The organism is Mesorhizobium sp. M7A.F.Ca.US.011.01.1.1 (assembly GCF_003998295.1).
Classification (GTDB): domain Bacteria; phylum Pseudomonadota; class Alphaproteobacteria; order Rhizobiales; family Rhizobiaceae; genus Mesorhizobium.
Map to the genome: position 1 here is coordinate 1 of NZ_RZRT01000003.1, position 26,836 is coordinate 26,836.

Sequence of the window (26,836 nt, forward strand, 5' to 3'; positions counted from 1 at the left end):
TTCGCGAAGATCCATCGAATAAGGCTTGCCCATCCATGCTGACCTCCTTGCCCAGCATGAAGGTTGAATCAGATTTGCACGCCTAAGGGAATCCCAAGCCGATTCAGTCTCATTTCATCCCGCTCTAGAGCAATTCCAGGAAAAGTGTGAAGCGGTTTTCCGTCTAGAGCTGCGTCAAAACAAGGAGTGAGAGCAGATCGCCGTTTCAGTGAAACGGTGAAACGCTCTAGAACAGCACCTGCCGTTACGGCACAGAGCTTTCCAACCGAACCGGGCCGACCAGGCGACGAGCGACCTCGACGCTCTCTCGTGCGCCGCGCATATAGCCGCGCGGCGAGGTCCCCAGCATGCGCTTGAACATGGTGATGAAGGCCGGCACGCTGTCATAGCCGAGATCGAGCGCCACCCTGGTGATCGGCTCGCCGTCCGCCAGCCTGGGCAGCGCCGCGAACAGGCAGGCCTGCTGGCGCCATGTCGACAGCGACAGGCCGGTCTGGCGCTGGAAAGCGCGCGTGAACGAACGCCGGCTCATGCCGGCTGCATCGGCCCACTCATCGATCGTCGCGTGCGGCGACGGTGCCGCGACGAAGCGCCGGCACAGCGCCGACAGCCTTGGGTCGGACGGGAAGGGCAGCCCGAGAGGCCGTTCCGGCAAGGTCGGGATTTCGTGCAGCAAAAGGTTCATGATCAGCCCACCACGTCCTTCCAGAACGCCGCCTTGCGGCAGCTTTTCCGATTCCACGATCAGGCTGTGCATCAGGTCGGTGACGCCGACGACGCGCAAGCCTTCGGGCAGCCCGGGGATCGCCTGTGGCATGACATAGACCGAACGCATCGAGACATCGCCCAGCATTTCGACGGAATGCTCGGTGCCGGCTGGAATCCACATCGCGTGGTCGGGCGGCACCATCCAGCGCCCGTAGCGCGTCGTCACCAACACCACGCCGACAAGCGCATGCAAGAGCTGGCTGCGGCTGTGGCGGTGCTGCGGCACACGGTAGCCATCGGGATATTCGGTCGGCAATGCCACCGCCGGCCCGGCCACTTGCTCAAGCCACTGCCAGCGGCTCTCGTGCAACTGGCCGAGATTGGCGTTGCCAGCGTGAAAGACTTCTTTGCCGTGCGGCATCCGATATGGCCCACTTGCGAAACTATTGGACCAAACCACGAAAGAAGTCATCCCGCAAGCAGCTTATAAGGCACCGTCCCCAAGCGCTCCACAGGAGCGTCCGACAAGGCGGCCGCAGGTGCGTCCGTCAACTGCCTGCGGGCCTGCCCGCCAAAAAGACCACGGAGCCTACCTTGACCGATACGACAGCCGCCAGCGTCGCCCCACCGGCGAGCGCCAGTCACGCCTCAGCCCAGGCGACGGCTTTCACCGTCATCCTGGCGGTGAGCTTCTGCCACTGCATCAACGACATCATGCAGTCGCTGCTGTCGGCCATTTACCCGCTCCTGAAAGAGAATTATGGCCTCGATTTCTGGCAGATCGGCTTGTTGACCTTCACCTTCCAGGTGACGGCATCGCTGCTGCAGCCTGTGATCGGCATGATCACCGACAAGCGGCCGATGCCCTATTCGCTGCCCTACGGCATGGCGTCATCGCTGATCGGCCTGATCGTGCTCGCCTATGCCGGGCATTATTCGCTGCTGCTGATCGGCGCCTCGCTGATCGGCATCGGCTCGGCGATATTCCATCCGGAATCCTCGCGCATCGCCCGCTTCGCCTCCGGCGGCCGCTTCGGCCTGGCGCAGTCACTGTTCCAGGTTGGCGGCAATTTCGGCCAGTCCATGGGGCCGCTGCTGGCGGCCTTCATCGTCGTGCCGTTCGGCCAGACCAGCATTTCCTGGTTCGCCGTCGGCTCGCTGATCGGCATCATCGTTTTGTGGCAGGTCGGCGGCTGGTACAGCCGGCTGCGTGCCGCGCAGGGCACCCGCAAGGCGGCGAGCTTCGTTTCGCCTTTCCCGCGCCGCAAGGTGACGAATGCATTGATCGTGCTGACATTGCTGGTGCTGAGCAAGAATGCCTACATCGCCAGCCTCGCCAGCTACTACACCTTCTATTCCATGCATAAGTTCGGCGTTTCGGTGCAGATGTCGCAGGTCATGCTGTTCCTGTTCCTCGGTGCCTCGGCGCTGGGCATCCTGCTCGGCGGCCCGTTCGGCGACCGCTATGGGCAGAAGGCGATGATCTGGTTCTCCATCGTCGGCGTGCTGCCTTTCACGCTCGCCTTGCCCTACGCCAATCTGGAATGGACGATGGTGCTGACGGTGCTGATCGGCCTGATCCTGTCCTCGGCCTTCTCGAACATCGTCGTCTTTGCGCAGGAGCTCGTGCCGGGCCGCGTCGGCATGATCGCCGGCATCTTCTTCGGCTTCGCCTTCGGCATGGGCGGCATCGCGGCGGCCGTGCTCGGTATCGTCGCCGATGTGAAGGGCATCGATTTCGTCTTCCAGATCTGCTCGTATTTGCCGTTTCTTGGATTGCTCACCGTGTTCCTGCCGAACATGAAGGAAGCACGCAAAGCGCAGTTAGTTGCCTAGATCACGCTAATCTGAACCTACAAAAATGCACCCGCCTGATGGCGGGTGCATTTTTGTAGGTTATTCGGAAAGGCCCTATGCCTTGAAGAAGGCCAGCAGGTCGGCGTTGATGACATCGGCATGGGTTGTGGCCATGCCGTGCGGAAAACCCTCGTAGACCTTAAGCTCGCCCTTCTTGAGCAGCTTGATCGTCAGCAGCGCCGACTCGGCGATCGGAACGATCTGGTCGTCGTCTCCGTGCATGACCAGGACCGGCACGTCGATTGCCTTCAGATCCTCCGTGAAGTCGGTTTCCGAGAACGCCTTGATACAATCATAATGCGCCTTGGTGCCGCCCACCATGCCCTGGCGCCACCAATTGTCGATGACGCCCTGCGAGATGTCCGCGCCCGGGCGGTTGAACCCATAGAATGGACCGGCGGGAACATCGCGGAAGAACTGGGCGCGATTGGCTGCCTGGGCAGAGCGGAAGCCGTCGAACACTTCGATCGGCAGGCCGCCGGGATTGGCGGCAGTCTTGAGCATGATTGGCGGCACCGCGCCGATCAGCACCGCCTTGGCGACACGGCCGCCGGCGCCATACTTGGCGACATAACGCGCCACTTCGCCGCCGCCGGTCGAATGGCCGACATGGATGGCGTTCTTGAGGTCCAGATGGGCTGCGAGTTCCGCGACGTCGGCGGCATAGGTATCCATCTCGTTGCCGATATCGGTCTGGGTCGAGCGGCCGTGGCCACGACGATCATGTGCAATGACACGGTAGCCCTGTGACAGGAAGAACAGCATCTGAGCGTCCCAATCGTCGCTGCTCAACGGCCAGCCGTGATGAAAGACGACAGGCTGCCCGGTCCCCCAGTCCTTGTAGTAAATCTGCGTTCCGTCCTTGGTGGTGATCGTACCGCTGCCGGAACTGGGCTTGGTTTGCGAGGTCATCTCAATCTCCTTCAATTGTTTTCGCGATAAACAATATCGCGATAATGATAGAGCTAGCTCAGTCCAAAACGCTTGTCCACGAAAATATATATCGCGATATCATTTTTCGTGGTATCGAATTGATGGCCGTATAGGCAAGAAGGAATTCGCCGTGCCTCTCCCTTTGGATAACCAGCTCTGTTTCACGCTCTATGCCACCAGCATGGCGATCAATCGCACTTACAAGCCGATGCTGGATGAGATGGGCATCACCTATCCGCAGTACCTGGTACTGAACGCACTTGGAGAGGCTGACGGCATGTCGGTCGGCACGATCGCCCACAGGCTCGCTCTGGAATCGAGCACCGTCACGCCGCTGGTAAAGCGAATGGAGCAGGCCGGGCTGGTGACCCGCCAGCGCAGCCAGACCGACGAACGCCAGGTGCAGGTCGACCTGACATCAGCCGGGCGCGGGCTGCTGGTGCAATGCAACTGCCTGAATGAAGCCTTGATCGAGCGCTCGGGCATGACGCTGGCGCAGCTCGATGCCTTGAACCGGCAGATCCAGGCGCTACGCGCCGCGTTGATCGGCGACCGGTAGCCCCTTGCTTGGGCTGTCATGGATTGATTGCAATCAGCACGGCTTTTGACGGCGGCTAAGCCAAACGTCGGAAAGAGGCCACCATCATGCGGACTTAAGCACGGCAAATGACCGTTTGCGCATGGCCCGCTTTGCCTGGAAACTGACGGCGGGAGCGGGGCGGCCGACATGGAAGCCCTGGATCTTGTCTATGCCGAATTCGCGCATCAAGACCATCTGCTCGTCGGTTTCCACCCCTTCGACCAGGATCTTGTGGCCGCGATTTCGGACCAGGGTGATAATGTCCTGCAGCATTGCCTTGCCGCTCGGGGAGCTGCAGTCGTGAAGAAAAGAGCGGTCGATCTTCACCGTATCGAAATCGATCAGGCGAAGCCACGAAAGGCCCGCGAAGCCCGTCCCGAAATCATCGAGCCATATCTTGATCCCGAGCAGCTTCAGGTCGCTGATGCAGCGCAGGATGTCCGAATGCATCTCCATCTCCAGCCCTTCGGTGATCTCGAAGGCCAGTCTGCTGCCGGCGACGCGGGTCTCGCCCAGAATGGTCGCGACAGACGTTGCGAAGCCCGGGGTCTTGAGCTGGATCGGGGAGACGTTGACACTGACGACATGGACGTGATCGTCTGCCAGGAGTTCGGCGCACACTGTCCTTATCGCCCAGCGCCCGAGTTCCAGGATCGCGCCGGTTCGTTCGGCGACGGGAATGAACAGGCTGGGCGGAACCGATGTGCCGTCCAGCATCTTGAGGCGCATCAGAGCCTCCACCGCTTCAACCCGGTCCGATTTGACATCCTGGATGGGCTGGTAAACGAGTGAAACGAGATTCTGGCCGATCGCGATCTTCAGCAAGGCCGCAATGTTCTCACTCTCGTCGCTGCTTTGCGGATCGGTTGGATCGAACAGCCGGGCACAATTTCGGCCGCCGGCTTTTGCCAGATAGAGAGCGCGATCGGCCTCGTGGATGATCTTCTCCAGCTTGGCCCCGGTCTGCGTCCTGGTGAATGCGGCGCCAACGCTCACCGTTACGATCGAGACGCCGTCGCGCCGGAGCTCGTGGGTAAGCGCCAGGTTCTCCACCGTGCTGCAAATGGTTTCCGCGATGTTCAGAATCTGCTCTTTTGTCTCCATGCGCGCCAGGACGATGAACTCTTCGCCACCGTAGCGGCCTATGGAACCATTATACTGTTTGATCATCTCGCTAAGGGCATTGGCGACATGGATCAGGCAGCGGTCGCCTTCCTGATGGCCGTAGCAGTCGTTGAATTTCTTGAAGAAGTCCACGTCGATGAGGATCGCCCCGAAGCTGGTGCCGACCTTTTGCCAATCGCTCCAGTAGTCCCGCAGCTTCTCGTCGATCGCGCGCCGGTTCTCCAGACCTGTAAGCGGATCGGTCCGCGACAATCTCAGCAGGGCCTTGCCGCGTTCGGTCGCCTCATTGTGCTGGATCTTGGCTTCCAGGGCATTCAGAAAGACGTTGTAGCGTTCCTCATTTAGCTTCCAGTTCACATACGAGGTGAACGTGAAACAAGAAACATAGAAAGCCCCAAACACCATTTTGTATGTGAGGGTTGAAGGAACAAAGTAGTTTACAATGTAAAGTATACATAAGATTATTGCAGAAGTTACGATAGAAAGCTTGAAATTGAACGTAAAGAAAAGATTGGCGCTCATCATGAATATGGTCCCAAAGACCATATAGTAAGAGACACTTTCCTTGTCCGCGCCCATAATCGCCGGACACAGCCAACCAACATAGCCGAAGATAATGGCCCCGGCGCAGGTCACGTCGAGCCATTCCGTCCCGACGCCATGGCGAAGCTGCGCTTCCAGGATCAAAAGCGCGCTCAATCCGACCGTGAAGCGCGCCGTGATCGTATAGGCGGCCACATCCGGGATCAGCAGCAGATCGGTTGCCGAAAACAAGAGATAGATCGCAACCGCAATCCAAAGCCCTGGCCTGGCTTCTCCTCTTCGCGTCGCCTGCGCTTCCGTGCGGTAAAGGGTGCGAAGCTCGTCGGCCCCCAGTTCGTAGCGCGGTTCGTACGGCTCCGCATCAACCGCATCGACCAATACGGATGACAGGTGTTCGTTCATCACAATAGACCCCGTTTGAAAGGGATTTTGTTTTCCGAACTCATTTCCAGCTTCTGCCCCCACGCGGGCCGGCTCCTTGGACGCGACGGCGATTGCGACGCCGGGCAAACAAATGCAATCGCGCAAGACAAGTTTCCGTTAACTCGAACCCGGAATTCGGGCCGAAAGCCGTCTAAAGAGGAACATGGTTGGCGGGAAATTAATCATAACGATAAAATGCCGTCGGCTCGACATTGGCAAAGGGAGCATTCTACGCAATAAGTTAACCGACTGTTAACTATGGAGTGATGGCGTGCAGACCGTTCTTGATGGCAAAAGCTTGATTACTGCCGAGATGCTCGCCGGCACGCTGCCTCGGGGAAAGCTCGAGCATCATGGCGAAGCGTTCGAAACCGCGCGTGCTGAACTGGCCCTCATTCTCCACGCGACACAGCAGCAGGTCGAACAGGACAAGAACCCGGCCGAGATCGTCGGTCGCTTGCTGTCCTTTCTGAATGGCCTGCATTCCAAGGTTCATCCCGACGTCTGGCATGCGTTGATACCGGTCGCGCAGAACCATCCGATCCTGAAGTATTTTCTCGAGGATCCGCTGACGCACTGGTCCTTCACCAAGCCCAGGGGCTATTCCGGCGACGCGCAGTTGCTTGATTACATCTATTGCGATCCGCATGTGGCAGAGAGCGTGGCCAACGCCTCGGAGATCGGCAAGGCCCTGTACAGCCATACCCAGAACGTACCGTCATGCGTCGCCGCACGGGAGCGGCGCGATCTCTTGACCCGATATGTCGATCAGATTGCGGTCAAGAATGGACCGGAAACCGAGGTCCTGGCGATCGCGGCCGGCCATTTGCGGGAAGCCAATCGTTCGGTCGCACTGACGGAGGGCCGTCTCAAGCGCTGGGTTGCGCTCGACCAGGATCCCCAAAGCGTTGGGCTGATTGCGCGCGATTTCCAGGGCACCGCGGTCGAAGCCATCGACGGCTCGGTGCGAACCGTGCTCACGCGAGGCCACAAGCTCGGCAAATTCGACTTCATCTACGCCTCCGGCCTTTACGACTACCTCGCCCACAACGTCGCCGTGAAACTCACGAAGACCTGCCTGCAGATGTTGAAGCCGAACGGCACCTTCCTGTTTGCAAACTACGCCGAGGGCACGCCTGACGCCGGCTACCGGGAGACATTCATGGACTGGGTGTTGCTGCTGCGGTCGGAGGTCGATATGTGGAACATCGTCAATGCCAGCGTCGACCGCAACACCGTCGAGGCGCAGGTGTTCTTCGGCGAGAACCGCAACGTGCTTTATGCCGTCATCGAAAAGCGCGGATAGCGACCGCCTGGACTGCACCGGGCCGGGCGTGCCTTTGGCTTGCACCTCCGGCCGCCTTCCGCTATAGAGCCGCCACCCGCGTAGACACCCTTGGAGGCAACGCGGCGGAAGGCCGCCTTCCCGCATGATCCCGAAAAGTGGATTCCGGTTTTCGGACCAGATCATGCATGGGTATGTCGGCTTTCGACGTTTACGGTCCAGGCACTCTGCCCACCGTGAGCGCTCCAGAACAAACCGAAAGGAAATGCCATGAGCCACGACACTTACGAGCTCAAGGCCGAAGCACGCGAACAGGTCGGTAAGGGGTCCGCCCGTGCAGTTCGCCGCAACGGTAAAGTGCCTGCAGTAATCTATGGTGACAAGCAGCCTCCCCTGGCTATCGCGCTCACCTACAAGGACATCTACTACAAGATCCATGGCGGCGGGTTTCTGACCACGGTCGCCACGATCGATGTCGACGGCAAGAAGATCCAGGTCCTGCCGAAGGACTTCCAGCTCGACCCGGTCAAGGATTTCCCTGTCCATGTCGACTTCCTGCGCATCGGCAAGGACACCCAGGTCAATGTCGACGTGCCTGTCCACTTCGTCAATGAAGACAAGTCGCCCGGCATCAAGCGCGGCGGCGTGCTCAACATCGTGCGTCACGAAGTCGAGTTCCACTGCCCGGCCAATGCGATCCCGGAGTTCATCACCGTCGATCTCACCGGCGCCAACATCGGCGACTCGATCCACATCTCGGCGGTCAAGCTGCCGGCTGGCGTCAAGCCTGTGATCTCCGACCGCGACTTCACCATCGCGACCATTGCCGGTTCGTCGGCGATGAAGCCGGAGACGGAAGAGACGGCTGAAGCGGCTGCACCTGAAGCGGCTCCTGCCGCCGAAGAGAAGTAACTCTTTCACGCCCGGAGCAGGCGATGCTGCTGTTTGCAGGTCTCGGCAATCCGGGCGCGAAATACGCTGACAACCGCCACAATGTCGGTTTCATGGCGGCGGACGCAATCGCCCGCCGCCATTCCTTTTCGCCCTGGTCGAAGAAATTCCAGGGCCTGATTTCCGAGGGCACGCTCGGCGGCGAAAAAATCGTCCTGATCAAGCCGCAGACCTTCATGAACCTGTCCGGCCAGTCGGTCGGCGAAGCACTGCGCTTCTACAAGCTCGAGCTTTCCGCGCTCACCGTCTTCTATGACGAGATCGACCTTGCCGAAGGCAAGCTGCGCATCAAGACCGGTGGCGGCGCCGGCGGCCACAACGGCATCCGCTCGATCGACGGCCATGTCGGCAACGCCTATCGCCGCGTACGCATCGGCGTCGGCCATCCCGGCGTCAAGGAAATGGTCCAGCACCATGTGCTCGGCGATTTCGACAAGGCCGACCGCGAATGGCTCAAACCGCTGCTCGACGCGATCGCCGACAATGCCGCCATGATCGTCAAGGGCGACGAGTCCGGCTTCATGAACAAGGCCAGCCTCGCCGTCCAGGGTAAGGCCGGCTCGGAACCGGAAAAGCCGGCGCCGAAGCAGCCGGCGCACAAGCAGCAAAGTCATGTCCGCCAAGCACGGCCTCAACAGCCGGTGGTCAAGCTGCCGGAAAGCGGTCCAATGGCCGCCATGCTGAAGAAGCTGTTCGGCGGCAAGGACTGAGCATCAAGGGGACCGAAGGGCTTGACGTTGATCACCCCTATCGCCCATAGCCCTGATCAAATTTCTATTTTCCCGATAGGACCGAACAAAAATGGGTTTCAAATGCGGCATCGTTGGCTTGCCCAACGTCGGCAAGTCGACGCTTTTCAACGCGTTGACCAGAACGGCTGCGGCGCAAGCCGCCAACTATCCATTCTGCACCATCGAACCGAACACCGGCGAGGTGGCGGTGCCAGATCCGCGCCTGCAGAAGATCGCGGCGATCGCCAAGTCGAAGGAGATCATTCCGACCCGCATATCCTTCGTGGACATTGCCGGCCTGGTGCGCGGCGCCTCGAAAGGCGAAGGGCTGGGCAACCAGTTCCTCGCCAATATCCGCGAGGTCGATGCCATCGTGCACGTGCTGCGCTGTTTCGAGGATGACGACATCACCCATGTCGAGGGCCGCATCGATCCCGTCGCCGACGCCGAGACAGTCGAAACCGAGCTGATGCTCGCCGACCTCGACAGCCTCGAACGCCGCATCGTGCAATTCCGCAAGCGCGCCGGCAGCAAGGACAAGGAAGCGACGACCGTGCTGCCGCTGATGGAGGCAGCGCTCGAACTGCTGCAGGCCGGCAAGCCGACCCGCATTCTGCTCAAGGGTATTTCGCCCGAAGATTTGCGCATCCTGCAGGGCTTGAACCTGCTGACCTCGCATCCCGTGCTCTATGTCTGCAATGTCGCCGAGGCCGACGCCGCCACCGGCAACGAGCACACCAGCGCCGTGGAAAAGATGGCCGCCGCGCAGGGCGCAGGCACCGTGGTGATCTCGGCGGCGATCGAGGCGGAAGTCGCCCAGCTCTCCGACGAGGAAGAAATGGAATTCCTGTCCTCGCTGGGCCTCGACGAACCCGGCCTGAACAAGGTCATCCGCGCCGGCTACGACCTGTTGCATCTCATCACCTATTTCACCGCCGGGCCGAAGGAGACGCGCGCCTGGACCATCCATAAGGGCGACAAGGCGCCACAGGCCGCCGGTGTCATCCACACCGATTTCGAGCGCGGCTTCATCCGCGCCCAGACCATCTCCTACAACGACTTCGTCACACTGGGCGGCGAAGTGGCGGCCAAGGAAGCCGGCAAGGCGCGCGACGAAGGCAAGGAATACGTCGTCCAGGACGGGGACGTGCTGTTGTTCAAGTTCAACACCTGATGTGACGGATGTCACGCCGCCGTGGCGGCGTGATCAGCGCCCTCTCCGGCTAGCCCGGGAAACCAGCTATTGCCCAACTACCCTCCGGCCACTCACCCAGACCGTGGCGATGTTGGCCCGCGCTGCGTTGAGCACGATCTTCTGGAATATCTCCTCAAGCGTATCGTCGGCCATGCCGATGTGGATGTTCGATGCCCTGGCGCTGGTGTCGATCAGCAGCGCGTCAAACTCATAGCCGATGCGAAAATTGCCTGTCGGCAGATCAAGTGCTTCCGCACCGCCGGCGGTCGCCAGCCAGAACGCCTCCTGGTGCGTGATGGGTTCGCCGGGCGCACCGCGTTGCTCCGGCGGCAGGCCGGCATGCACACCGCTTTGCAGCGTCCTCGACGCTGACAATGCATGTCGGCAGCCATCGAACAGTGACGGGCTGTAGCCTCCGGAAATGTCGGTTCCGAGCCCGACGTGCATGTGCCGGTCAAGTGCTGCGCGCAGCGGAAATGCGGCATTGGCGAAATAGAAATTGGACAGCGGGCAATGGGCAACAGCCGCGCCCCTCTCCTCTATGAGGTCCATATCCTGCTCATCGATGAAATTCGAATGCGCCAGGATCGTATGCCGGGTGAGCAGGCCGAAACCATCAAGGCTTGCCGCATCGGTGCGGCCGAAGCGCGTCTCGACGAACTGCTTTGCCCAGTCGCTCTCCGAGCAATGCGTCTGCACGTGGCAGCCGAATTCGGTTGCCAGCTCGCCGAGTCCTTGCAGCGCCGCATCCGTGCAGCTTGGGATGAAGCGCGGTGTGATCGCCGGCTGGACGAGCGGCCTGTCGCGCGGATCTAGCACCTGGACCGCCTCGATGAACCGTCTGGTGTCCGACACCGCGCTTGCCGCATCGGCATCGCGGTAGAAGGGTGGGCACTGCTCTGGATCGTCCATCACCACCTTGCCGACAAGCGCGCGCTGCCCCTTCTCAAGACAGGTCTCGGCGAGCACCAGGCTTGCGTCGACATGGATCGTGGCGAAATAGAGCGCCGTGGTGGTGCCGTTCGCCAGCAAATTGTCGACCAGATCGGCATAGACCTCGCGGGCATAGTCGACGTCGGCGTAGCGCGCTTCGAGCGGAAAGGTGTATTTCTGCAGCCAGACTTCGAGCGGCACATCCAGCGCCTTGCCCATCTGCGGCCATTGCGGCGCATGGATATGCAGGTCGATGAGACCGGGCAGCAGGAACTGACCATTGGCAAGCTCAACCAGCGTGCCCGCCTGGCGGGCAGCGTTCTGCCTGACCTCGTACTCGCGATGATCCGGCGCCAGCATTTCCGCGATGCGCCCCTGTGCATCGACGCTGAACAGATGGTCCTTCAGCACCTCCAGCCTGCCGCGTTGGGGCGTGTGGAAGGCGGTGCCGAGCAGCGTGAAGGGTTCTCTCGTCATTGCGGCTCCGGTTAGGCTAACGGTCTGCTTGGCCTACAAAAAAACAGTTGGCAAATGTTGTGGCCGCTGTCCTTCGGCCCCGACTGATCCCATGATCGAGCGAAGATTTCCAGAGGGCCAGAAGGGGAACGGTACATGGAACGCGTTGCGTCAGAGATCACATTGATTGCCCAACCGGACGATCCGCTGCCATGGGGCAAGGCAGCGCTGCTCGGCCTCCAGCATGTACTGGCGATGGACGTCTATATCGTGCCGTTTATCATCGCATCGGTGCTCGCCTTCAGCGTCGGCGATGCCGGCGCCTTTATCCAGTCCGCATTCGTGGCCGCAGGCATCGCCACACTGATCCAGTCGCAGCTTTTGATGCGGCTGCCGGTCGTCCAGGGGCCGTCCTTCGTCCCGATCGGCGCGGTGCTGGCCATCGCCTTCGGAGCAGGCGGCGGCGTTGGCGGTCTCTCCGCCGTGGTCGGAGCGCTCATTCCGGGCGCCATACTGGTGATCCTGCTCGGTTCGCCGACAAGAATCTTCCATCGCCTCGTCAACCGCTTCGTACCGCCCATCGTCGGCGGCGCGATCATCATCATCGTCGGCGTCGCCTTGATGCCGGTGGCGCTCAAGGAGAGCGTGTTCGCGGTTCACCGCACCGCCACGGTCGGCGGCAACATCGTCCTCGCTTTTATCGCCGCTGCCTTCCTCGTCGGCTGCATGCTGACCGGCATGGCACTTGGCGCGAAGGGCGCCTGGCTGCGCCTGCTGTCCGTGATCATCGCCCTGGTGGCAGGCAGCGTGGCCGCCGCCTTCATGGGCCAGTTGAACATGGCGGGCGTTGCGGACGCGACATGGTTTTCCATGCCGCGAATCGCCTTCCTCAATCTCGACGTGACGTTCTCGCTGTCGGCGACACTGACGATGCTGATCGTCTACATCGTCGTTCTCGCCGAAACCACCGGCACCTGGTTCGCCGTCGGCGCCGTCATCGACAAGCCGCTGTCAGACGAGCAGCTCGACAGGTGAAGGCCTCGGCTGCCTGGTCAGCGCGCTGCTGTGCAGCACCCCGGTGACCGGCTATTCGTCCAATGCCGGCATCATTGCCATCACCGGCATTGCCAGCCGCGCCGCCTTTGCCGCCGCCGGCATCTTCCTGGTGCTGTTCGGGCTGATCGGCAAGCTTTCGGCGGTCATCGCCTCGATACCGGGGCCTGTCATCGGCGGCGTTTTCGGCGTCCTCTGCGTCGTCATCGCCATGAACGGTTTCCGCGTCGTGCGCGGTACACCCCTGACCGAGCGCAACATGCTGGTCATCGGTCTGCCGATCCTGATGGCGCTGTTTGCCACGCTGGCGCCGCCGGATTTCGTCAAGACGCTCCCCGACCTCGTGCAGTACATCCTCGGCTCATCGATCGCCTTCGGCGCGATCTGGGCCATCGTGCTGCACCAGATCCTGCCAAACTCCCGGTAGACGTATCCTAAGATGGCGGGCGGCAATGTGCCGTCCGCTATCTCTCTGCATCGTTGACAGCACTTGCCGTTGACCTGTTTTGCGGGCGGCATGGCCTGCCTTGACCTTGTCACATCACGGGTCTAATCGGCTGGGGCACGCGGTCGGCTTTCGGCGAAAGTGTCCGTCTCGTGCAATCCAACACGACGCGTCAATCCGAACGCACCCTTTGGCCCCAGCAAGGGATATCAGGCGATGATCAAGGCCTTCGTCGTGGACAATGACCGCCTGCGCGTCGTCGACGATCTCCTGGCAAACAGCGAGACCATCGTCTGGGCGGACCTGTTCAACCCGACAAAGGAAGAGGAAGCGACGATCGAGAGCTGGCTCGGCGTTGCCATTCCGACGCGCGAGGAGATGGAGGAGATCGAGATTTCGAGCCGCCTCTATGTCGAGGACGGCGCCTACTTCATGACCGCCACCCTGCCCGCCCAGACCGAAATCGACGATCCCTTGATGTCGCCGGTCACCTTCGTGCTCGCCGGCACAAGGTTGATCACTGTGCGTTACCACGAGCCGAAGGCCTTCAAGACCTTTCCGCAGCGCGCCGAGAAGGTGGCGACCGGCTGCACCAGCGGCGACACCATCCTGATCGGCTTGCTGGAGGCGATCGTCGATCGTCTCGCCGATATTCTTGAGCGCGCCGGCCGCGACATCGAAGCTATCTCGCGCGATATATTCGAGGCGCGATCGACCAAGGTTTCCAAGCGCAATCGCGACTTCCAGGAACTCCTGAAAGCCATCGGCCGCAAGGAGGACATCGCGTCTTCGATCCGCGACAGCCTGATCTCGCTGCAGCGCCTGGCAGGCTTTTTCGCCCATGCCTCGACCCGCACCAAGATGAGCAAGGACACCAAGGCGCGCATCAAGACGCTGTCGCGCGATGTGCTGTCGCTCGCCGACCACGCCACCTTCCTGTCGCAGAAGATCTCCTTCCTGCTCGACGCCACGCTCGGCATGATCTCGATCGAGCAGAACGCCATCATCAAGATCTTCTCGGTCGCCGCCGTCATCTTCCTGCCGCCGACTTTGGTCGCCTCGATCTACGGCATGAATTTCGACATCATCCCCGAGTTGAAATGGCAACTTGGCTATCCCTTCGCCATCGCCATGATGGTGCTGTCGGCGATCCTGCCCTTCTGGTACTTCCGCCGCCGCGGCTGGCTCTGAGTGGCCCTGTCGATCGGCTGCCACAGGCTGGCGCAGTAGAAATCGCTTGACCAAATGAACGCCGGCCTGCATCCGGAAACCCCGATCCTGGGGATCGTGGGTCGACAAGCCGGATTCCAGACCATGACTGCAGAGATAAAAACATGGGCCTATGAGGACTTCATCGAGGGCGCGTCGATCGACCTCGGCTCGAAGCTCGTGAGTGCCGCCGAGATCGTCGAATTCGCCGGAGAATTCGACCCGCAGCCGATGCATCTCGACGAGGAAGCCGGCAAGGCCAGCATCCTCGGCGGGCTGGCAGCGTCGGGCTGGCACACCTGCGCAATGTTCATGCGCATGCTGTGCGATGCGTTCCTGCTGGACTCGACCTGCCAGGGCGCGCCCGGAGTCGATCAGGTCAAATGGAAAAAGCCGGTCTTGGCCGGCGACCAACTGACCGGCACCCTGATGGTTATTGCCAAGCGCCTGTCGAAATCGAAGCCGCAACTCGGCTTCGTTACCATGCGCAGCGAACTGTTCAACCAGCGTGGCGAAAGCGTCTTCGAGCTCGAGAACTCCGTCATGTTCCTCACGCACGATGCCGCGGGGAGCCAAGCATGACACTGGACGAGTTCTTCCGTATCGGCACCACCGTCACGCTCGGCTCGCACACATTCGAGCCCGAGGCGATCAAGGCCTTCGCCCGTAAGTACGACCCGCAAATCTTCCATATCGACGAGGAGGCCGCGAAGAAAAGTGTGCTCGGCGGCCTCTGCGCGTCCGGCTGGCACACGGCCGCGACCTGGATGAAACTCAATCTGGAAAACCGTATGGACGCCGAGATCGCTGCGTGGAGCGGTCCCGGTCCAGTGCCGGAATTCGGCCCCTCGCCCGGCTTCAAGAACCTGAAATGGCTGAAGCCGGTCTATGCCGGGCAAACCATCACCTTCACGCGCACCGCGCTGTCGCACCGCCCAATCGCCTCACGCCCCGGTTGGCGGCTGCTGGCACTGCGTTCGGAAGCTTTCGATTCCACCGGCGACAAGGTGCTCGAGTTCGAAAGCGCCGTTCTGGTGAAGGCCGAGTAACGCCACTTTCCCTCTCCCTTGTTGTAGGAGAAGGGAGAGCACTCCTCAATGTCCTTCGAACCCTATCAGCGTTCTGACCGGCACACCGAGGGCTTCGAGCTTGGCGCGGCCGCCGAGGTCCGGCAGGTCGATGACAAAACAGGCGGCGAGGATGTCGGCGCCGATCTGGCGCAGCAGCTTGACCGCGGCTTCAGCCGTTCCGCCGGTGGCGATCAGATCGTCGACCAGGATCACCTTCTCGCCCGGAGCAACGCCGTCCTTGTGCATCTCCATCTCGTCCAGTCCGTATTCCAGGCTGTAGGCGACGCGCACCGTTTCGTAGGGCAGCTTGCCCTTCTTGCGGATCGGCACGAAACCGGCCGAGAGCTGATGGGCGACGGCGCCGCCAAGGATGAATCCACGTGCCTCGATGCCGGCGATCTTGTCGATCTTCTGGCCGGCATAGGGATGCACCAGTTCGTCGATGGCGCGGCGGAAGGCGCGCGCATTGCCGAGCAGCGTGGTGATGTCGCGAAACAGGATGCCGGGCTTGGGATAATCCGGAATGGTGCGGATCGCGGCGAGCAATGTGTCTTCGAGGGAGGATTTCATGGGTCGAGATTACCTGAAACGGAGGTTCTTGCGCGACAATTGTTCGATCGAACTGCAGCCCATCAGCTTCATGCCGCGTTCGATCTCGACCCGCATCTGTTCAAGCGCCCGTTCGACGCCGGGCTGGCCGGCCGCCGCGAGCGGAAACAGATAATAGCGTCCGACGCCGACGGCCTTGGCACCGAGCGACAGCGCCTTCAGCACATGGGTGCCGCGCTGCACGCCGCCATCCATGATGACGTCGATCCTGTCGCCAACGGCGTCGACGATCTCGGCAAGCTGATCGAACGCCGCCCGCGAGCCATCCAGCTGCCGCCCGCCATGGTTCGACAGCACGATGCCGCTGCAGCCGATGTCGACGGCGCGTCTTGCATCCTCCACCGACATGACGCCCTTGAGGCAGAACGGACCCGACCAAAGCTTGACCATCTCGGCCACGTCGTCCCACGTCATCGACGGGTCTAGCATCTCGGTGAAGTAGCGGCTGATCGACATCGTGCCGCCGCCCATGTCGACATGCTCGTCGAGCTGCGGCAGCTTGAACCCCTCATGGGTGAAATAGTTGATCGCCCAGGCCGGCTTGAGCGCGAACTGTGCCATTCCGGCGAGATTGAGCTTGAAGGGAATGGCAAAGCCGGTGCGTTTGTCGCGCTCGCGGTTTCCCCCGGTGATGCTGTCGACGGTCAGCATCATCACCTCGACGCCAACCGCCTTTGCGCGCTGCATCATCGCCCGGTTGAGGCCGCGATCCCGGTGGAAATAGAACTGGTAGACCTGTGGGCTGCTGCTGATGCCGCGCGCCTCCTCGAGGCTGACGGTGCCAAGCGAGGAGACGCCGAACATGGTGCCGTATTTGGCGGCGGCCCTGGCGACCGCGCGCTCACCCTGATGGTGGAACAGGCGCTGCAAGGCGGTCGGCGAGCAATAGAACGGCATCGCCAGCTTCTGGCCCATGACCATCACCGACATGTCGACCTCGCTCACTCCGCGCAGCACGTTGGGAACAAGGTCGCAGGTCTCGAAGCTTTCGGTGTTGCGGCGATAAGTGACCTCATCGTCGGCCGCGCCGTCGATGTAGTTGAAGATCGGCCCGGGCAGCCGCTGCTGTGCCATCCGCCGGAAATCGGAAAAGTTGTGACAGTCGCTGAGCCGCATCATCGAATTCCAAAGGCCATGGCGGGACGAGCTTCTCGCCACCGTTCGATGCGTCGAATATCAACCTGATGCCGCCATGCCAACGGACTAATTGCCGAACTTTCGCTTGAGCACGAGCGTTAACAAAAAAGGAGCGCCTTAAGCGCCCCTTCCCGTCTAAATCCGGCTGACGAGGATTACATGCCGAGATCGGAACGAAGCTCGGCCCTGGCCACTTCATATTCAGCCTTGAAGTCGTCCCGGTTGAGCAGGACCGCGGCAATAACGCTGCCGGAAATCTTGCCCATCTCGACGTCGGACGCATAGTGGATGCCGCCGACCTCGCGGTTGTGGGCGTATTCGGCCGCACGCGCCATGATCTCGGCGCGCTTTTCCGGGACCATGTCGGACAGGATGATGCCCATCATCGTGCCTACGGTGGCATGGCCAGACGGCCAGGAACCGGAGCTCGACAGCTTGACCGCCGGCTTGACGAGATCGCTGAGCTGATGCGGGCGCGGGCGCTTCCAGACATCCTTGGCCGGGTCGACGACAGCCCCTTCGGTAGCCACCACGCGATCGAAGAAAGCGCTGAATTTCGGCAGCGTTTCCTTGTTGAATTTCGGCCCCATGACGTCGGCAAAGCGCCAGACATTCTCCTCGGCATCGGCCACCGCGCTGGCGACCATCTCCGGGGTGCGCGTCACCTGCAGCGTCAGCACCTCGCCGAGTTCGGCCTTGGTCTGCGCCGAATCGTTTGCCGGCGGCGGCGGCAGGATCATCGTCAGGTCGACGTCCTTGTTGGTGACGAAGGGCTGGGCGTCTTCCGCTTGCGCGGCCGAGCCGAGGATGAGCAGCAACAGGCCTGCCGCGAGCGATGCGTATCTTTTCATGAATGCGATCCTTTGATGAGAGCAGCACAGGATCGCCGGATGCGATGACGGCCATGTGACATGACCAGCCTCCGGAAATGCAAAAGGGCGCCTCTCGGCGCCCTTCGCGATCACTTGATTGTGTGGTCTAGTGGGCCACGTCTTCCCACACCTTGCGCTTGGTGAGATAGACCAGCGCGCCGAACAAAAGCAGGAACACCAGAACGCGAAAACCGGTCTTCTTGCGGTCTTCCATATGCGGCTCGGCCGCCCACGCCAGGAAGGCGGAGACATCGCGGGAATACTGGTCGACGGTCTGCGGCGCACCGTCATCATAGGTCACCTGGCCGTCGGAGAGCGGCTTGGGCATTTTCAGCGACACGCCGGACATGAAGTACGGATTGTAGTGGGTGCCTTCCGGGATCACCATGCCGGCCGGCGGCGTCTGGTCGTAGCCGGTCAGCAGCGAGTGGATATAGTCGGGACCGCCGGCATCGTATTGTGTGAAGATGTCGAAGACGAATTGCGGAAAGCCGCGCTCGACGCCGCGAGCCTTGGCCAGCAGCGACATGTCGGGCGGGGCAGCGCCGCCATTGGAAGCGGCGGCCGCTTCGTCGTTGGCGAACGGCGGCGGGAAGTGGTCGGACGGCTTGCCTGGACGGTCGAACATGTCGCCGGCATCGTTGGGACCGTCATGGATCGTGTACTCGGCCGACAGCGTCTTGATCTGCGCATCGGAATAGCCGAGGTCCGACAACGTTCGGAACGCCACCAGGTTCATCGAATGGCAGGCCGAGCAGACTTCCTTGTAGACCTTGAGGCCGCGCTGCAGCTGCGCCTTGTCGTAAGTGCCGAACGGGCCGGTGAAACTCCAGTCCATTTCCTTTGGCTCGTCGATCGGGAAATGCGTCGGATTGGCCACATTGTGTGCCTCTTCGGCGGCGATCGCCCGAGTGCCCGCGGCCCCAGCGGCGACGGCCACGAGGCCGATCAGCGCCAGCGAGGTGAGAATCTTTTTCATGCCAAATCCCCTTAGATTCTCTACCCGCTCAGCCTTTGGTTTCCGGCGCCGCCGTAGCGCCCGCCGGATGTCCGCTGCCGCCCTTGTTCTTCTCGAGGACCGCCTCGGTGATCGAGTTCGGCAGCCGTCGCGGCGTCTCGATCAGTCCGAGCACCGGCAGCGCGATCAGGAAGAAGGCGAAGTAGAACAATGTCGCCATCTGCGCCATGAACACATAGCTGCCTTCGGCCGGCTGCGAGCCCAGCCAGCCAAGCAGGATGGCATCGGCCACGAACAGCCAGAAGAACAGCTTGTACCAGGGCCGGTAAACCGCCGAGCGCACCTTCGAAGTGTCGAGCCACGGCACCAGGAACAACATGACGATGGCGCCGAACATGCACAGCACGCCGCCGAGCTTGGAGTTGATCGGCCCGACATTGAAGGTGATGGCGCGCAGGATCGCGTAGAACGGCAGGAAGTACCATTCGGGCACGATGTGGGCCGGCGTCTTCAGCGGGTTGGCGACGATGTAGTTGTCGGGATGGCCGAGATAGTTCGGCAGGTAGAAGACGAAATAGGCGAAGAAGAACAGGAACACGATCATGCCGAACGCGTCCTTGATGGTCGCGTAGGGGGTGAAGGCGACAGTGTCGGTCTTCGACTTGACCTCGATACCCGTCGGGTTCGACTGGCCCACGACATGCAGCGCCCAGATGTGCAAAACGACGACGCCGGCAATCATGAACGGCAACAGATAGTGCAGCGCAAAGAAGCGGTTCAGCGTCGGGTTGTCGACGGCAAAGCCGCCGAGCAGCAGCTGCTGGATCCAGTCGCCGACCAGCGGAATGGCGCTGAAGAAGCCGGTGATGACGGTGGCGCCCCAGAAGCTCATCTGGCCCCATGGCAGCACGTAGCCCATGAAGCCGGTCGCCATCATCAGGAGATAGATAATGCAGCCGAGGATCCACAGCAGCTCGCGCGGCGCCTTGTAGGAGCCGTAATAGAGGCCACGGAAGATGTGGATGTAGACGGCGACGAAGAAGAACGAGGCGCCGTTCGAATGCATGTAGCGCAGCAGCCAGCCGGAATTCACGTCGCGCACGATCTTCTCGACCGAGCCGAAGGCCAGATTGGTGTCAGCCGTGTAATGCATGGCCAGCACGATGCCGGTCAGGATCTGCGCCACCAGCATGATCGAAAGGATGCCGCCAAAGGTCCACGCATAGTTGAGGTTGCGCGGCACCGGATAGGCAACGAAGCTGTCATAGACCAGCCGCGGCAGCGGCATGCGGGCGTCGAACCAGCGTCCGAGACCGGTTTTGGGCGTATAGGTCGAGTGTCCCTCGCTCATCGAAATATCCCCTGCCTCAACCGATAAGGATCTTGGTATCGGAAATGAACTTGAATACCGGAACCGCCATGTTCTCAGGCGCCGGGCCTTTGCGGATGCGGCCGGCCGTATCGTATTGCGAACCGTGGCACGGGCAGAACCAGCCGCCGAAATCGCCTTCCTGGCCAAGCGGAATGCAGCCGAGATGCGTGCAGACCTGAACCATCACCATCCAGGCCTCCTTGCCGGGCGTGGTGCGGTTGGCATCGGTCGCCGGCGCATCGGACGGCAGATTGGCGTTGCGGGCGATCGGATCCTTGAGATCGGCGAGATTGACAGCCTCGCCGTCCTTCATTTCCTGTTCGGTGCGGTTGCGGACCACGACCGGCTTGCCGCGCCACTTGACGATCAGCGACATGCCCGGCGTCAGCGAGGCGACGTCGACTTCGACGGAAGCGAGCGCCAGCGTCGAGGCATCGGGGCGCATCTGGTCGATGAACGGCCACGCGAAGGCACCCGCGCCGACCACTGCGGCCATGCCGGTGGCGACGTAGAGAAAATCACGACGGTTGGGATCCTGGGTGTCGGTTGCGCTCACGGGTGCCTGATCCTTTCGCCTCTTCCGTGCCGGTGGCTGAGCCTTGTTCCCCGCTCAATTACGCCAACCCGACAGCGCATGGCGAACAGGCTTGCGAATTCCTCCGGCATTTGGACTTCGGTTTATGCGTGAAGCCCGTTTTTGTCCAGACGGGTGAAGGCACAAGGGCAGATTGTCGCGGGGACAAAATCCGCCACCGGTCAACGCGACGCCGGATAGCCGCCAAACATCGCTAAACAACCGGGAAACAACCGCAAATCCGACGCCCTTGTTCGCCTCGACACAAGGCGCCAGCCGGGTCTATCCTTGCCATCATGGCACACGTCATAGACCGCGACACTTGGGCCGTTCGCTCCGACCATTGGAAGGGCGAGTTGCAATGTGGCGCCTACAATTCCAACTCCTGCCTGATCTTCAACTATCTGCCTGGCGTCGGCGGCGGCCCGCGCCTGCATACGCATCCCTACGCGGAGATCTTCATCATCCGCCAGGGCACCGGCCTGTTCACTGTCGGCGACCAGGAGATCGAGGCATCCGCCGGCCAGATCCTGATCGTGCCGCCCAATACGCCGCACAAATTCACCAATCTCGGCCCAGGCCCGCTGGAGACGACCGACATCCACGAGAATGGCAGCTTCATCACCGAATGGCTTGAGTAGACCATGATCCCGAAAAGTGGGAACCGGTTTTCGGAATAAGATCATGGTCCAACAAAAGAGAGTTATTTCGCGCCGAGCCTGGCCAGCACCGCTTTCGGGATGTTGTATTCACGAATGACGGCATCGTGCTTGCGCAAGCCGCACAGCTCGCGCTGGATGAAATAGCCATGCACCGCCTCGGCGGCATCCTTGAGCAGCCGGGGGCGCAGTTGCTCGTCGGCATTGTCGCGCAGCCTGGCCAGCGTTTCGTCTACCCGCTGACCGGCGCGGCCAAGTGCTGCCGCCTTTTCCGCCAATATTTCATGGCCGAGCGCGTCGAAGGCGGCTTCGGCAGCGGTAGCGCCGGCAAGATGAGATGGCGGACGCAAGGACATTTCAGCCTCCTTTCCCGAAAACCATGCGGTGAGTGACGAATTCTTCGCCTTCCACGCGGGTAAATCCAAGCCGTTCGTAAAAACCAAAAGCCTCTTGCGGCGCGCGGGTGTTCAGCGCGGCGAAATGGTGACGTGCCCTGTCGATAACGGTTTCAACCAGCATCCGGCCAAGGCCGGCGCGACGGTGGCGGGCACTGACGAACAGGTGCCGGACTCGGCCGTGGTCCCTGGCCTCGAAATAGGGATCGATGTTCAGCCCGCACAGGCCGGCGAGTTCCCTTCCATCCCAGGCTCCGTACAGCGCCTCGCCCCGTTTCAGGAACTTGTTGCGGCCACTTGCCCAGCCATCCGCCAGGCGCACCAACATCCAGTAGCCTTCCAGCCGGCTCTCTTCCTTCAGCGTGTCGAAGGCCGGCACGGTCGGCCGGAGCCGCTTGAGCACGTAGCCGACCTCTGGGATGGCGCCTGTTGATCCACCCATGGAGCTACTCCGCCGGGCGTGTCTCTTCGAGCACGCTGTCCTCGTGGTAGAGAAAACCGCCGGACTGCCGCTTCCACAGCCGCGCATAGAGCCCGTCGAGCGCCACCAATTGGTCATGCGTGCCTTGCTCGACGATGCGGCCGCCGTCGAGCACCACCAGCCGGTCGAGTGCTGCGATCGTCGACAGCCGGTGGGCGATGGCGATGACCGTCTTGTTTTCCATTAGCCGCGTCAGATTCTCCTGGATCGCCGCCTCGATGTCGGAATCGAGAGCCGAGGTCGCTTCGTCGAGAATCAGGATCGGCGCATCCTTGAGGAACACGCGGGCGATCGCCACGCGCTGGCGCTGGCCGCCCGACAGTTTGACGCCGCGCTCGCCGACAAAGGCCTCGTAGCCGGCGCGGTCCCTGTTGTCGCGCAAGGTCAGGATGAACTCGTGCGCTTCGGCCTTTTTCGCCGCCGCGATCACCTCCGCATCGGTCGCGTCAGGCATGCCGAGCTTGATGTTGTCGCGCAGCGAACGGTGGAACAGCGCCGTGTCCTGGCTGACGACGCCGATATTGGCGCGCAGCGAATTTTGCGTGACTTTGGCGACATCCTGGCCATCGATGGTGATCGACCCGCTCTCCAGATCGTAGAGCCGCAGGATCAGATTGGCGAGGGTCGTCTTGCCCGCGCCAGACGGTCCGACCAGCCCGACCTTCTCGCCCGGCTTGACGACAAGGTCGATGCCGTTCAGCACGCCGAAACCTTTGCCGTAATGGAACTCGACGTTCTTCACCTCGATACGCCCGCCTGCCACCACGAGTTCCTTGGCGTCGGGCGCATCGGTGAGGCCGAGCGGCTGCGAAATCAGCGCCTTGGAGTTCTCCAGTACGCCGAGGTTTCGCAAGATGCTGTTGAGCTGCATCATCAGCCGGCCAAGCAGCATGTTGAGCCGCAGCACCAGCGACAGGGTGAAGGCGACAGCGCCGACTGTGATCGAGCCCTCGACCCAGAGATAGACGGCAAAACAGCCGATCGCCGTGATCATGATGCCCGACAGCGTCGTCAGCGCCATGCGCACGCCGGTCAGCCGGCGGGTGAACGGGCGCAATGCGTCGAGGTAGATGTCGAAACCGTTCCTGATGTAGCGGTCGTCGCCGTCGGCCGAGAACAGTTTCAGCGTCTGCACGTTGGAATAGGAATCGACGATGCGGCCGGTGATCATCGAGCCGGCCTCGGCGGTTTCCTCCGCGTGCTTGCGGATTGCCGGCAGATAGAGTTTGGCCAACCAACCGAAGGCGGAAATCCAGATCACCACCAGCACCGCCAGCCTGAGATCGAGGCCTGCGACCAGCGCCAGCGTCGTCACCGTGTAGACGATCATGAACCAGACGACCTCGATGAAGCTTTCCATCAGGTCGCCGGTCGCTTGCCCCGCCTGCCAGACCTTCGTGGCGATGCGGCCGGCAAAATCGTTCTGGAAGAAGGCGTAAGACTGGCGGGACACATGCCGGTGCGCTTGCCAGCGCACCAGATTGTAGAAGCCCGGCGTGATCGTCTGTTCGTCGACCAGCGCCGACAGGCCGACGACGATGGTGCGGATGACCAGCACCACCGCAATCATGAACACCAGTTCAGGGCCGGCGGCGTTCCACAAGGCGTGCCAGCTGCGCTCGGCGGGAAGCTGGTCGAGAATATCGACCAGCCGCCCTACGAAGTAGAACACGCCGGCCTCGACCAGCGGCGCGATGCCGCCGATGACCAGCATGGCGAAGAAGGCGAACTTCGCCTGGCCGACATAATGCCAGAGAAAGCCGCCGACGCTGGTCGGTGGCCGAAGATTCGCTGGCTCCCTGAAGGGATAGACCCAGTTCTCGAACCAGCGATAGACGGCAGTCATCATGCGGCGGCCATCATTCTGCGGCTTGCCCCTTTGCAAGTGCGTCGTTGGCGGCGTCGGCGGGACCGTCCTCAAGCAGGAACCCGCCCGACTGGCGCTGCCAGAGCTGCGCGTAGAGCCCGCCCTTGGCGACGAGTTCCTCGTGCGAACCTTCCTCGATGACACGGCCCTTGTCCATCACCACCAGCCTGTCCATCGCCGCGATGGTCGACAGCCGGTGCGCTATGGCGATGACGGTTTTGCCTTGCATGAGCTTGTAGAGATTCTCCTGGATCGCCGCCTCGGCTTCGGAATCAAGCGCCGAGGTCGCTTCGTCAAGGATAAGTATAGGTGCGTCCTTCAACATAACGCGAGCAATGGCGACGCGTTGCCGCTGGCCGCCGGACAATTTGACGCCGCGGTCACCGACATGGGCATCGAAGCCCTTGCGGCCGCTGGCATCCGAAAGCCCGCCGATGAAATCCAGCGCCTCGGCGCGGCGCGCCGCCTCGACAAGCATCTCGTCGGTGGCATCGGGCCGGCCATAAAGGATGTTCTCGCGCACCGAACGATGCAGCAGCGAGGTGTCCTGCGTGACCATGCCGATCTGCGCACGCAGCGAATCCTGCTTCACACCGGCGATCTCCTGGCCGTCGATCAATATCTGCCCGGCTTCAAGGTCGTAGAAGCGCAGCAATAGGTTGACCAGCGTCGACTTGCCGGCGCCGGAACGGCCGACGATGCCGACCTTTTCGCCCGGCTTCACCGCCAGCGACAGGCCTTCGATCACCCCCTTCTGCTTGCCGTAGTGGAAGCGGATGTCCTCGAAGCGGATCTCACCCCTGGAAACGCTGATCTCCTTCGCGTCCGGCCTGTCCTCGACAAGGCGCGGCAGCGAGATCGAGGCGATGCCATCCTGCACCGTGCCGATGTTCTCGAAGAGGCCCGACATTTCCCACATGATCCATTGCGACATGCCCCACATCCTGAGCACAAGGCCGATGACCACGGCGACCGCGCCGATCGTCACTGCTTGCCCCAGCCACAGCCACAACGCCATCGCGGTGACAGAGAACAGGAGCAATGCATTCAGGATGTAAAGCGAGCCAAAAAGCACTGTCACCAGCCGCATCGACCGGTAGACCGTTTCGAGAAAGCCGGACATGCCGTCTTTGGCGAATGACGCTTCGCGGCGTGCATGGCTGAACAGCTTGACCGTCTGGATGTTGGAGTAGCTGTCGACGACACGGCCCGTCATGATCGAGCGCGCATTGGCCTGTTCCTCGCCAACCTTGCCCAGCCGGGGAATGAAAAACCGCAGCAAAAGGATATAGCCGACCAGCCAGACGCCGAGCGGCGCGGCCAGCCGCCAGTCGGCCGAGCCGACGATGAGCAGCATGCCGAGGAAATAGACGATAACGTAGTTCAGGACGTCGATCACCTTGATGACGCATTCGCGCACGGCGAGAGCCGTCTGCATCAGCTTTGTCGCGATGCGGCCGGCGAACTCGTCCTGGTAGAAACTCATCGACTGCTTGAGCAGATAGCGGTGCACCTGCCAGCGGATGCGCATGGGATAATTGCCCATCAGCGTCTGCTGGTTGAGAAACGAATGCAGCCATACCGTGCCCGGCAGCGCGAACAGCACGATGAAGGCCATGCCGGCGAGCTTCCAGGCTTCCGTCTGCAGGAAGGTTTCGCGATTCTGCCCCGACAGCCAGTCGACGATGCGGCCGAGGAAGCCGAACATCCATACTTCCGCGATCGCGATGGCCGTCACCAGCACCGCGTCGAAAACGATATAGGGCCATGCGCCGCGGGTATAATGCAGGCAGAAGGCAACCAGCGTCTTGGGCGGCTCGACCGGTTCCGCCGCGGGGAACGGATCGAGCCTTTTTTCAAACCAGCTAAACAACAACATAGGTTATGCCTGTGAAATGTGTTTGCCGCTTACGCGGCACGTGAGCGTACGAAATCCCGGAACCCATGGCGTCAAGGGCCGACGGTCTGGAATCACCCGGACCGTCGGCCCTGCTTCGCGCAATATAGGGGCTCGCGGGCTTTTCGCCGACAGCTGCGCCAGACGATCCTGACGACACGGTGCCGCCAGCCCGGTTTTTCGCGCCCGGCCGGATCAGTCGGATGATCCGGCGCACCAGCGAAGGCCGGCTCAGATCGGGAACCGCGCGCGAAAAATCGACATCCGGCAGCATGCCCCGATGCGGCCGGCGGCGAACCTCGGCGTGAACCGCCGACGAATAGGTGTCGCCGATCAGCAGCGCCCAGGTCGGCAGTCGGTGGATATGCAGGCTCCTCGAGCCCGGTATTCTATAGGGATCGAACATCGGTCCGTCCTCCGTGTGAAAATCGAGATAAAAAGGCGAAGCAATATCGTCCGCCGGCATTCGGCCGGAGGCGCGCTTTGCGTCGGTCTGGACACGACAAGCATCGGTCCGG

At 61.6% G+C, this 26,836-nt stretch carries 27 protein-coding genes; 12 read left to right on the forward strand and 15 right to left on the reverse strand.

Annotated elements, in window-relative coordinates:
* Nucleotides 1-244: 244 nt before the first annotated feature.
* The gene (locus tag EOA13_RS04750) at nucleotides 245-1,129 is read right to left on the reverse strand and encodes a helix-turn-helix transcriptional regulator (RefSeq protein ID WP_127290124.1); all 885 of its coding nucleotides are present in this window, start codon (nucleotides 1,127-1,129) and stop codon (nucleotides 245-247) included.
* Between the two features lie 173 nt (nucleotides 1,130-1,302).
* On the opposite strand from EOA13_RS04750, the gene EOA13_RS04755 reads away from it, so the two are divergent.
* A complete protein-coding gene (locus EOA13_RS04755) occupies nucleotides 1,303-2,544 on the forward strand; it encodes an MFS transporter (RefSeq protein WP_164779984.1) in 1,242 nt (413 codons plus the stop codon).
* A gap of 75 nt (nucleotides 2,545-2,619) precedes the next feature.
* On the opposite strand, the gene EOA13_RS04760 is transcribed toward EOA13_RS04755, so the two are convergent.
* Nucleotides 2,620-3,477, reverse strand: coding sequence for an alpha/beta hydrolase (locus tag EOA13_RS04760; protein ID WP_127290126.1), 858 nt, complete (start codon nucleotides 3,475-3,477; stop codon nucleotides 2,620-2,622).
* A 151-nt stretch (nucleotides 3,478-3,628) separates the two neighbouring features.
* Between EOA13_RS04760 and EOA13_RS04765 the strand changes: the two genes are divergently transcribed.
* Nucleotides 3,629-4,057 carry a MarR family transcriptional regulator gene (locus EOA13_RS04765; protein WP_127290128.1) on the forward strand — a complete coding sequence of 143 codons (429 nt, stop codon included), beginning with the start codon at nucleotides 3,629-3,631 and terminating at the stop codon, nucleotides 4,055-4,057.
* 84 nt (nucleotides 4,058-4,141) lie between these two features.
* On the opposite strand, the gene EOA13_RS04770 is transcribed toward EOA13_RS04765, so the two are convergent.
* The gene (locus EOA13_RS04770) at nucleotides 4,142-6,148 is read right to left on the reverse strand and encodes an EAL domain-containing protein (RefSeq protein WP_127290751.1); all 2,007 of its coding nucleotides are present in this window, start codon (nucleotides 6,146-6,148) and stop codon (nucleotides 4,142-4,144) included.
* A 292-nt stretch (nucleotides 6,149-6,440) separates the two neighbouring features.
* Between EOA13_RS04770 and EOA13_RS04775 the strand changes: the two genes are divergently transcribed.
* The 4 genes from EOA13_RS04775 to ychF all read left to right on the forward strand — a co-directional run bounded on the left by EOA13_RS04775 (nucleotide 6,441) and on the right by ychF (nucleotide 10,310).
* Complete coding sequence (locus tag EOA13_RS04775; RefSeq protein WP_127290130.1) at nucleotides 6,441-7,475, forward strand: class I SAM-dependent methyltransferase; 1,035 nt, start codon at nucleotides 6,441-6,443, stop codon at nucleotides 7,473-7,475.
* Between the two features lie 249 nt (nucleotides 7,476-7,724).
* Complete coding sequence (locus EOA13_RS04780; protein WP_127290132.1) at nucleotides 7,725-8,366, forward strand: 50S ribosomal protein L25/general stress protein Ctc; 642 nt, start codon at nucleotides 7,725-7,727, stop codon at nucleotides 8,364-8,366.
* Nucleotides 8,367-8,389: 23 nt separating this feature from the next.
* Nucleotides 8,390-9,115 carry an aminoacyl-tRNA hydrolase gene (gene pth, locus EOA13_RS04785; protein WP_127290134.1) on the forward strand — a complete coding sequence of 242 codons (726 nt, stop codon included), beginning with the start codon at nucleotides 8,390-8,392 and terminating at the stop codon, nucleotides 9,113-9,115.
* A 91-nt stretch (nucleotides 9,116-9,206) separates the two neighbouring features.
* Nucleotides 9,207-10,310 (forward strand): redox-regulated ATPase YchF, encoded by a 1,104-nt coding sequence (gene ychF / locus EOA13_RS04790; RefSeq protein ID WP_127290136.1) that lies wholly within the window; start codon nucleotides 9,207-9,209, stop codon nucleotides 10,308-10,310.
* Nucleotides 10,311-10,376: 66 nt separating this feature from the next.
* On the opposite strand, the gene guaD is transcribed toward ychF, so the two are convergent.
* Nucleotides 10,377-11,741 (reverse strand): guanine deaminase, encoded by a 1,365-nt coding sequence (gene guaD / locus EOA13_RS04795; RefSeq protein ID WP_127290138.1) that lies wholly within the window; start codon nucleotides 11,739-11,741, stop codon nucleotides 10,377-10,379.
* 135 nt (nucleotides 11,742-11,876) lie between these two features.
* Here guaD and EOA13_RS39325 point away from each other — a divergent pair, with 135 nt between their 5' ends.
* The 5 genes from EOA13_RS39325 (at nucleotide 11,877) to EOA13_RS04815 (ending at nucleotide 15,476) form a co-directional block, all read left to right on the forward strand.
* Complete coding sequence (locus tag EOA13_RS39325) at nucleotides 11,877-12,755, forward strand: solute carrier family 23 protein (RefSeq protein ID WP_206535263.1); 879 nt, start codon at nucleotides 11,877-11,879, stop codon at nucleotides 12,753-12,755.
* 43 nt (nucleotides 12,756-12,798) lie between these two features.
* Entirely contained in the window at nucleotides 12,799-13,200 is a 402-nt protein-coding gene (locus EOA13_RS39330) for a solute carrier family 23 protein (RefSeq protein WP_281040857.1), read from the forward strand.
* A 234-nt stretch (nucleotides 13,201-13,434) separates the two neighbouring features.
* On the forward strand, nucleotides 13,435-14,409 hold the full coding sequence (gene corA, locus EOA13_RS04805) for a magnesium/cobalt transporter CorA (RefSeq protein WP_127270555.1): 975 nt from the start codon (nucleotides 13,435-13,437) through the stop codon (nucleotides 14,407-14,409).
* Nucleotides 14,410-14,532: 123 nt separating this feature from the next.
* Nucleotides 14,533-15,009 (forward strand): MaoC family dehydratase, encoded by a 477-nt coding sequence (locus EOA13_RS04810; protein ID WP_127290753.1) that lies wholly within the window; start codon nucleotides 14,533-14,535, stop codon nucleotides 15,007-15,009.
* Nucleotides 15,006-15,476, forward strand: a complete 471-nt coding sequence (locus tag EOA13_RS04815; RefSeq protein ID WP_127290140.1) for a MaoC family dehydratase — start codon at nucleotides 15,006-15,008, stop codon at nucleotides 15,474-15,476. The genes EOA13_RS04810 and EOA13_RS04815 overlap by 4 nt, the downstream gene beginning before the upstream one ends.
* 45 nt (nucleotides 15,477-15,521) lie before the next feature.
* On the opposite strand, the gene EOA13_RS04820 is transcribed toward EOA13_RS04815, so the two are convergent.
* The 6 genes from EOA13_RS04820 to petA all read right to left on the reverse strand — a co-directional run bounded on the left by EOA13_RS04820 (nucleotide 15,522) and on the right by petA (nucleotide 21,001).
* The gene (locus EOA13_RS04820) at nucleotides 15,522-16,067 is read right to left on the reverse strand and encodes an adenine phosphoribosyltransferase (protein ID WP_013529989.1); all 546 of its coding nucleotides are present in this window, start codon (nucleotides 16,065-16,067) and stop codon (nucleotides 15,522-15,524) included.
* Nucleotides 16,068-16,076: 9 nt separating this feature from the next.
* Entirely contained in the window at nucleotides 16,077-17,222 is a 1,146-nt protein-coding gene (locus EOA13_RS04825; RefSeq protein ID WP_164779985.1) for an alpha-hydroxy acid oxidase, read from the reverse strand.
* A gap of 176 nt (nucleotides 17,223-17,398) precedes the next feature.
* Nucleotides 17,399-18,094: a phosphatase PAP2 family protein gene (locus EOA13_RS04830; RefSeq protein ID WP_023809836.1), complete on the reverse strand. Its 696-nt coding sequence runs from the start codon at nucleotides 18,092-18,094 to the stop codon at nucleotides 17,399-17,401.
* A 127-nt stretch (nucleotides 18,095-18,221) separates the two neighbouring features.
* Nucleotides 18,222-19,094: a cytochrome c1 gene (locus EOA13_RS04835; protein ID WP_127290144.1), complete on the reverse strand. Its 873-nt coding sequence runs from the start codon at nucleotides 19,092-19,094 to the stop codon at nucleotides 18,222-18,224.
* Nucleotides 19,095-19,122: 28 nt separating this feature from the next.
* Entirely contained in the window at nucleotides 19,123-20,424 is a 1,302-nt protein-coding gene (locus EOA13_RS04840) for a cytochrome b N-terminal domain-containing protein (protein WP_127290146.1), read from the reverse strand.
* 16 nt (nucleotides 20,425-20,440) lie between these two features.
* Nucleotides 20,441-21,001, reverse strand: coding sequence for a ubiquinol-cytochrome c reductase iron-sulfur subunit (gene petA, locus EOA13_RS04845; RefSeq protein WP_023809838.1), 561 nt, complete (start codon nucleotides 20,999-21,001; stop codon nucleotides 20,441-20,443).
* Between the two features lie 314 nt (nucleotides 21,002-21,315).
* Here petA and EOA13_RS04850 point away from each other — a divergent pair, with 314 nt between their 5' ends.
* Nucleotides 21,316-21,660, forward strand: coding sequence for a cupin domain-containing protein (locus tag EOA13_RS04850; protein ID WP_127290148.1), 345 nt, complete (start codon nucleotides 21,316-21,318; stop codon nucleotides 21,658-21,660).
* 62 nt (nucleotides 21,661-21,722) lie between these two features.
* Here the strand turns inward: EOA13_RS04850 and EOA13_RS04855 are convergent, their stop codons facing one another.
* Genes EOA13_RS04855 through EOA13_RS04875 form a run of 5 tightly spaced genes read right to left on the reverse strand, consistent with a single transcriptional unit; the run spans nucleotide 21,723 to nucleotide 26,724 of the window.
* Nucleotides 21,723-22,034 carry a DUF6665 family protein gene (locus EOA13_RS04855; protein WP_127290150.1) on the reverse strand — a complete coding sequence of 104 codons (312 nt, stop codon included), beginning with the start codon at nucleotides 22,032-22,034 and terminating at the stop codon, nucleotides 21,723-21,725.
* A 1-nt stretch (nucleotide 22,035) separates the two neighbouring features.
* Nucleotides 22,036-22,515 (reverse strand): GNAT family N-acetyltransferase, encoded by a 480-nt coding sequence (locus EOA13_RS04860; RefSeq protein ID WP_127290152.1) that lies wholly within the window; start codon nucleotides 22,513-22,515, stop codon nucleotides 22,036-22,038.
* A gap of 4 nt (nucleotides 22,516-22,519) precedes the next feature.
* The gene (locus EOA13_RS04865; protein ID WP_127290154.1) at nucleotides 22,520-24,403 is read right to left on the reverse strand and encodes an ABC transporter ATP-binding protein; all 1,884 of its coding nucleotides are present in this window, start codon (nucleotides 24,401-24,403) and stop codon (nucleotides 22,520-22,522) included.
* A 10-nt stretch (nucleotides 24,404-24,413) separates the two neighbouring features.
* Nucleotides 24,414-26,300 (reverse strand): ABC transporter ATP-binding protein, encoded by a 1,887-nt coding sequence (locus tag EOA13_RS04870; protein ID WP_127290156.1) that lies wholly within the window; start codon nucleotides 26,298-26,300, stop codon nucleotides 24,414-24,416.
* Nucleotides 26,287-26,724 carry a hypothetical protein gene (locus EOA13_RS04875; protein ID WP_245490300.1) on the reverse strand — a complete coding sequence of 146 codons (438 nt, stop codon included), beginning with the start codon at nucleotides 26,722-26,724 and terminating at the stop codon, nucleotides 26,287-26,289. The genes EOA13_RS04870 and EOA13_RS04875 overlap by 14 nt, the downstream gene beginning before the upstream one ends.
* Nucleotides 26,725-26,836: the final 112 nt, after the last annotated feature.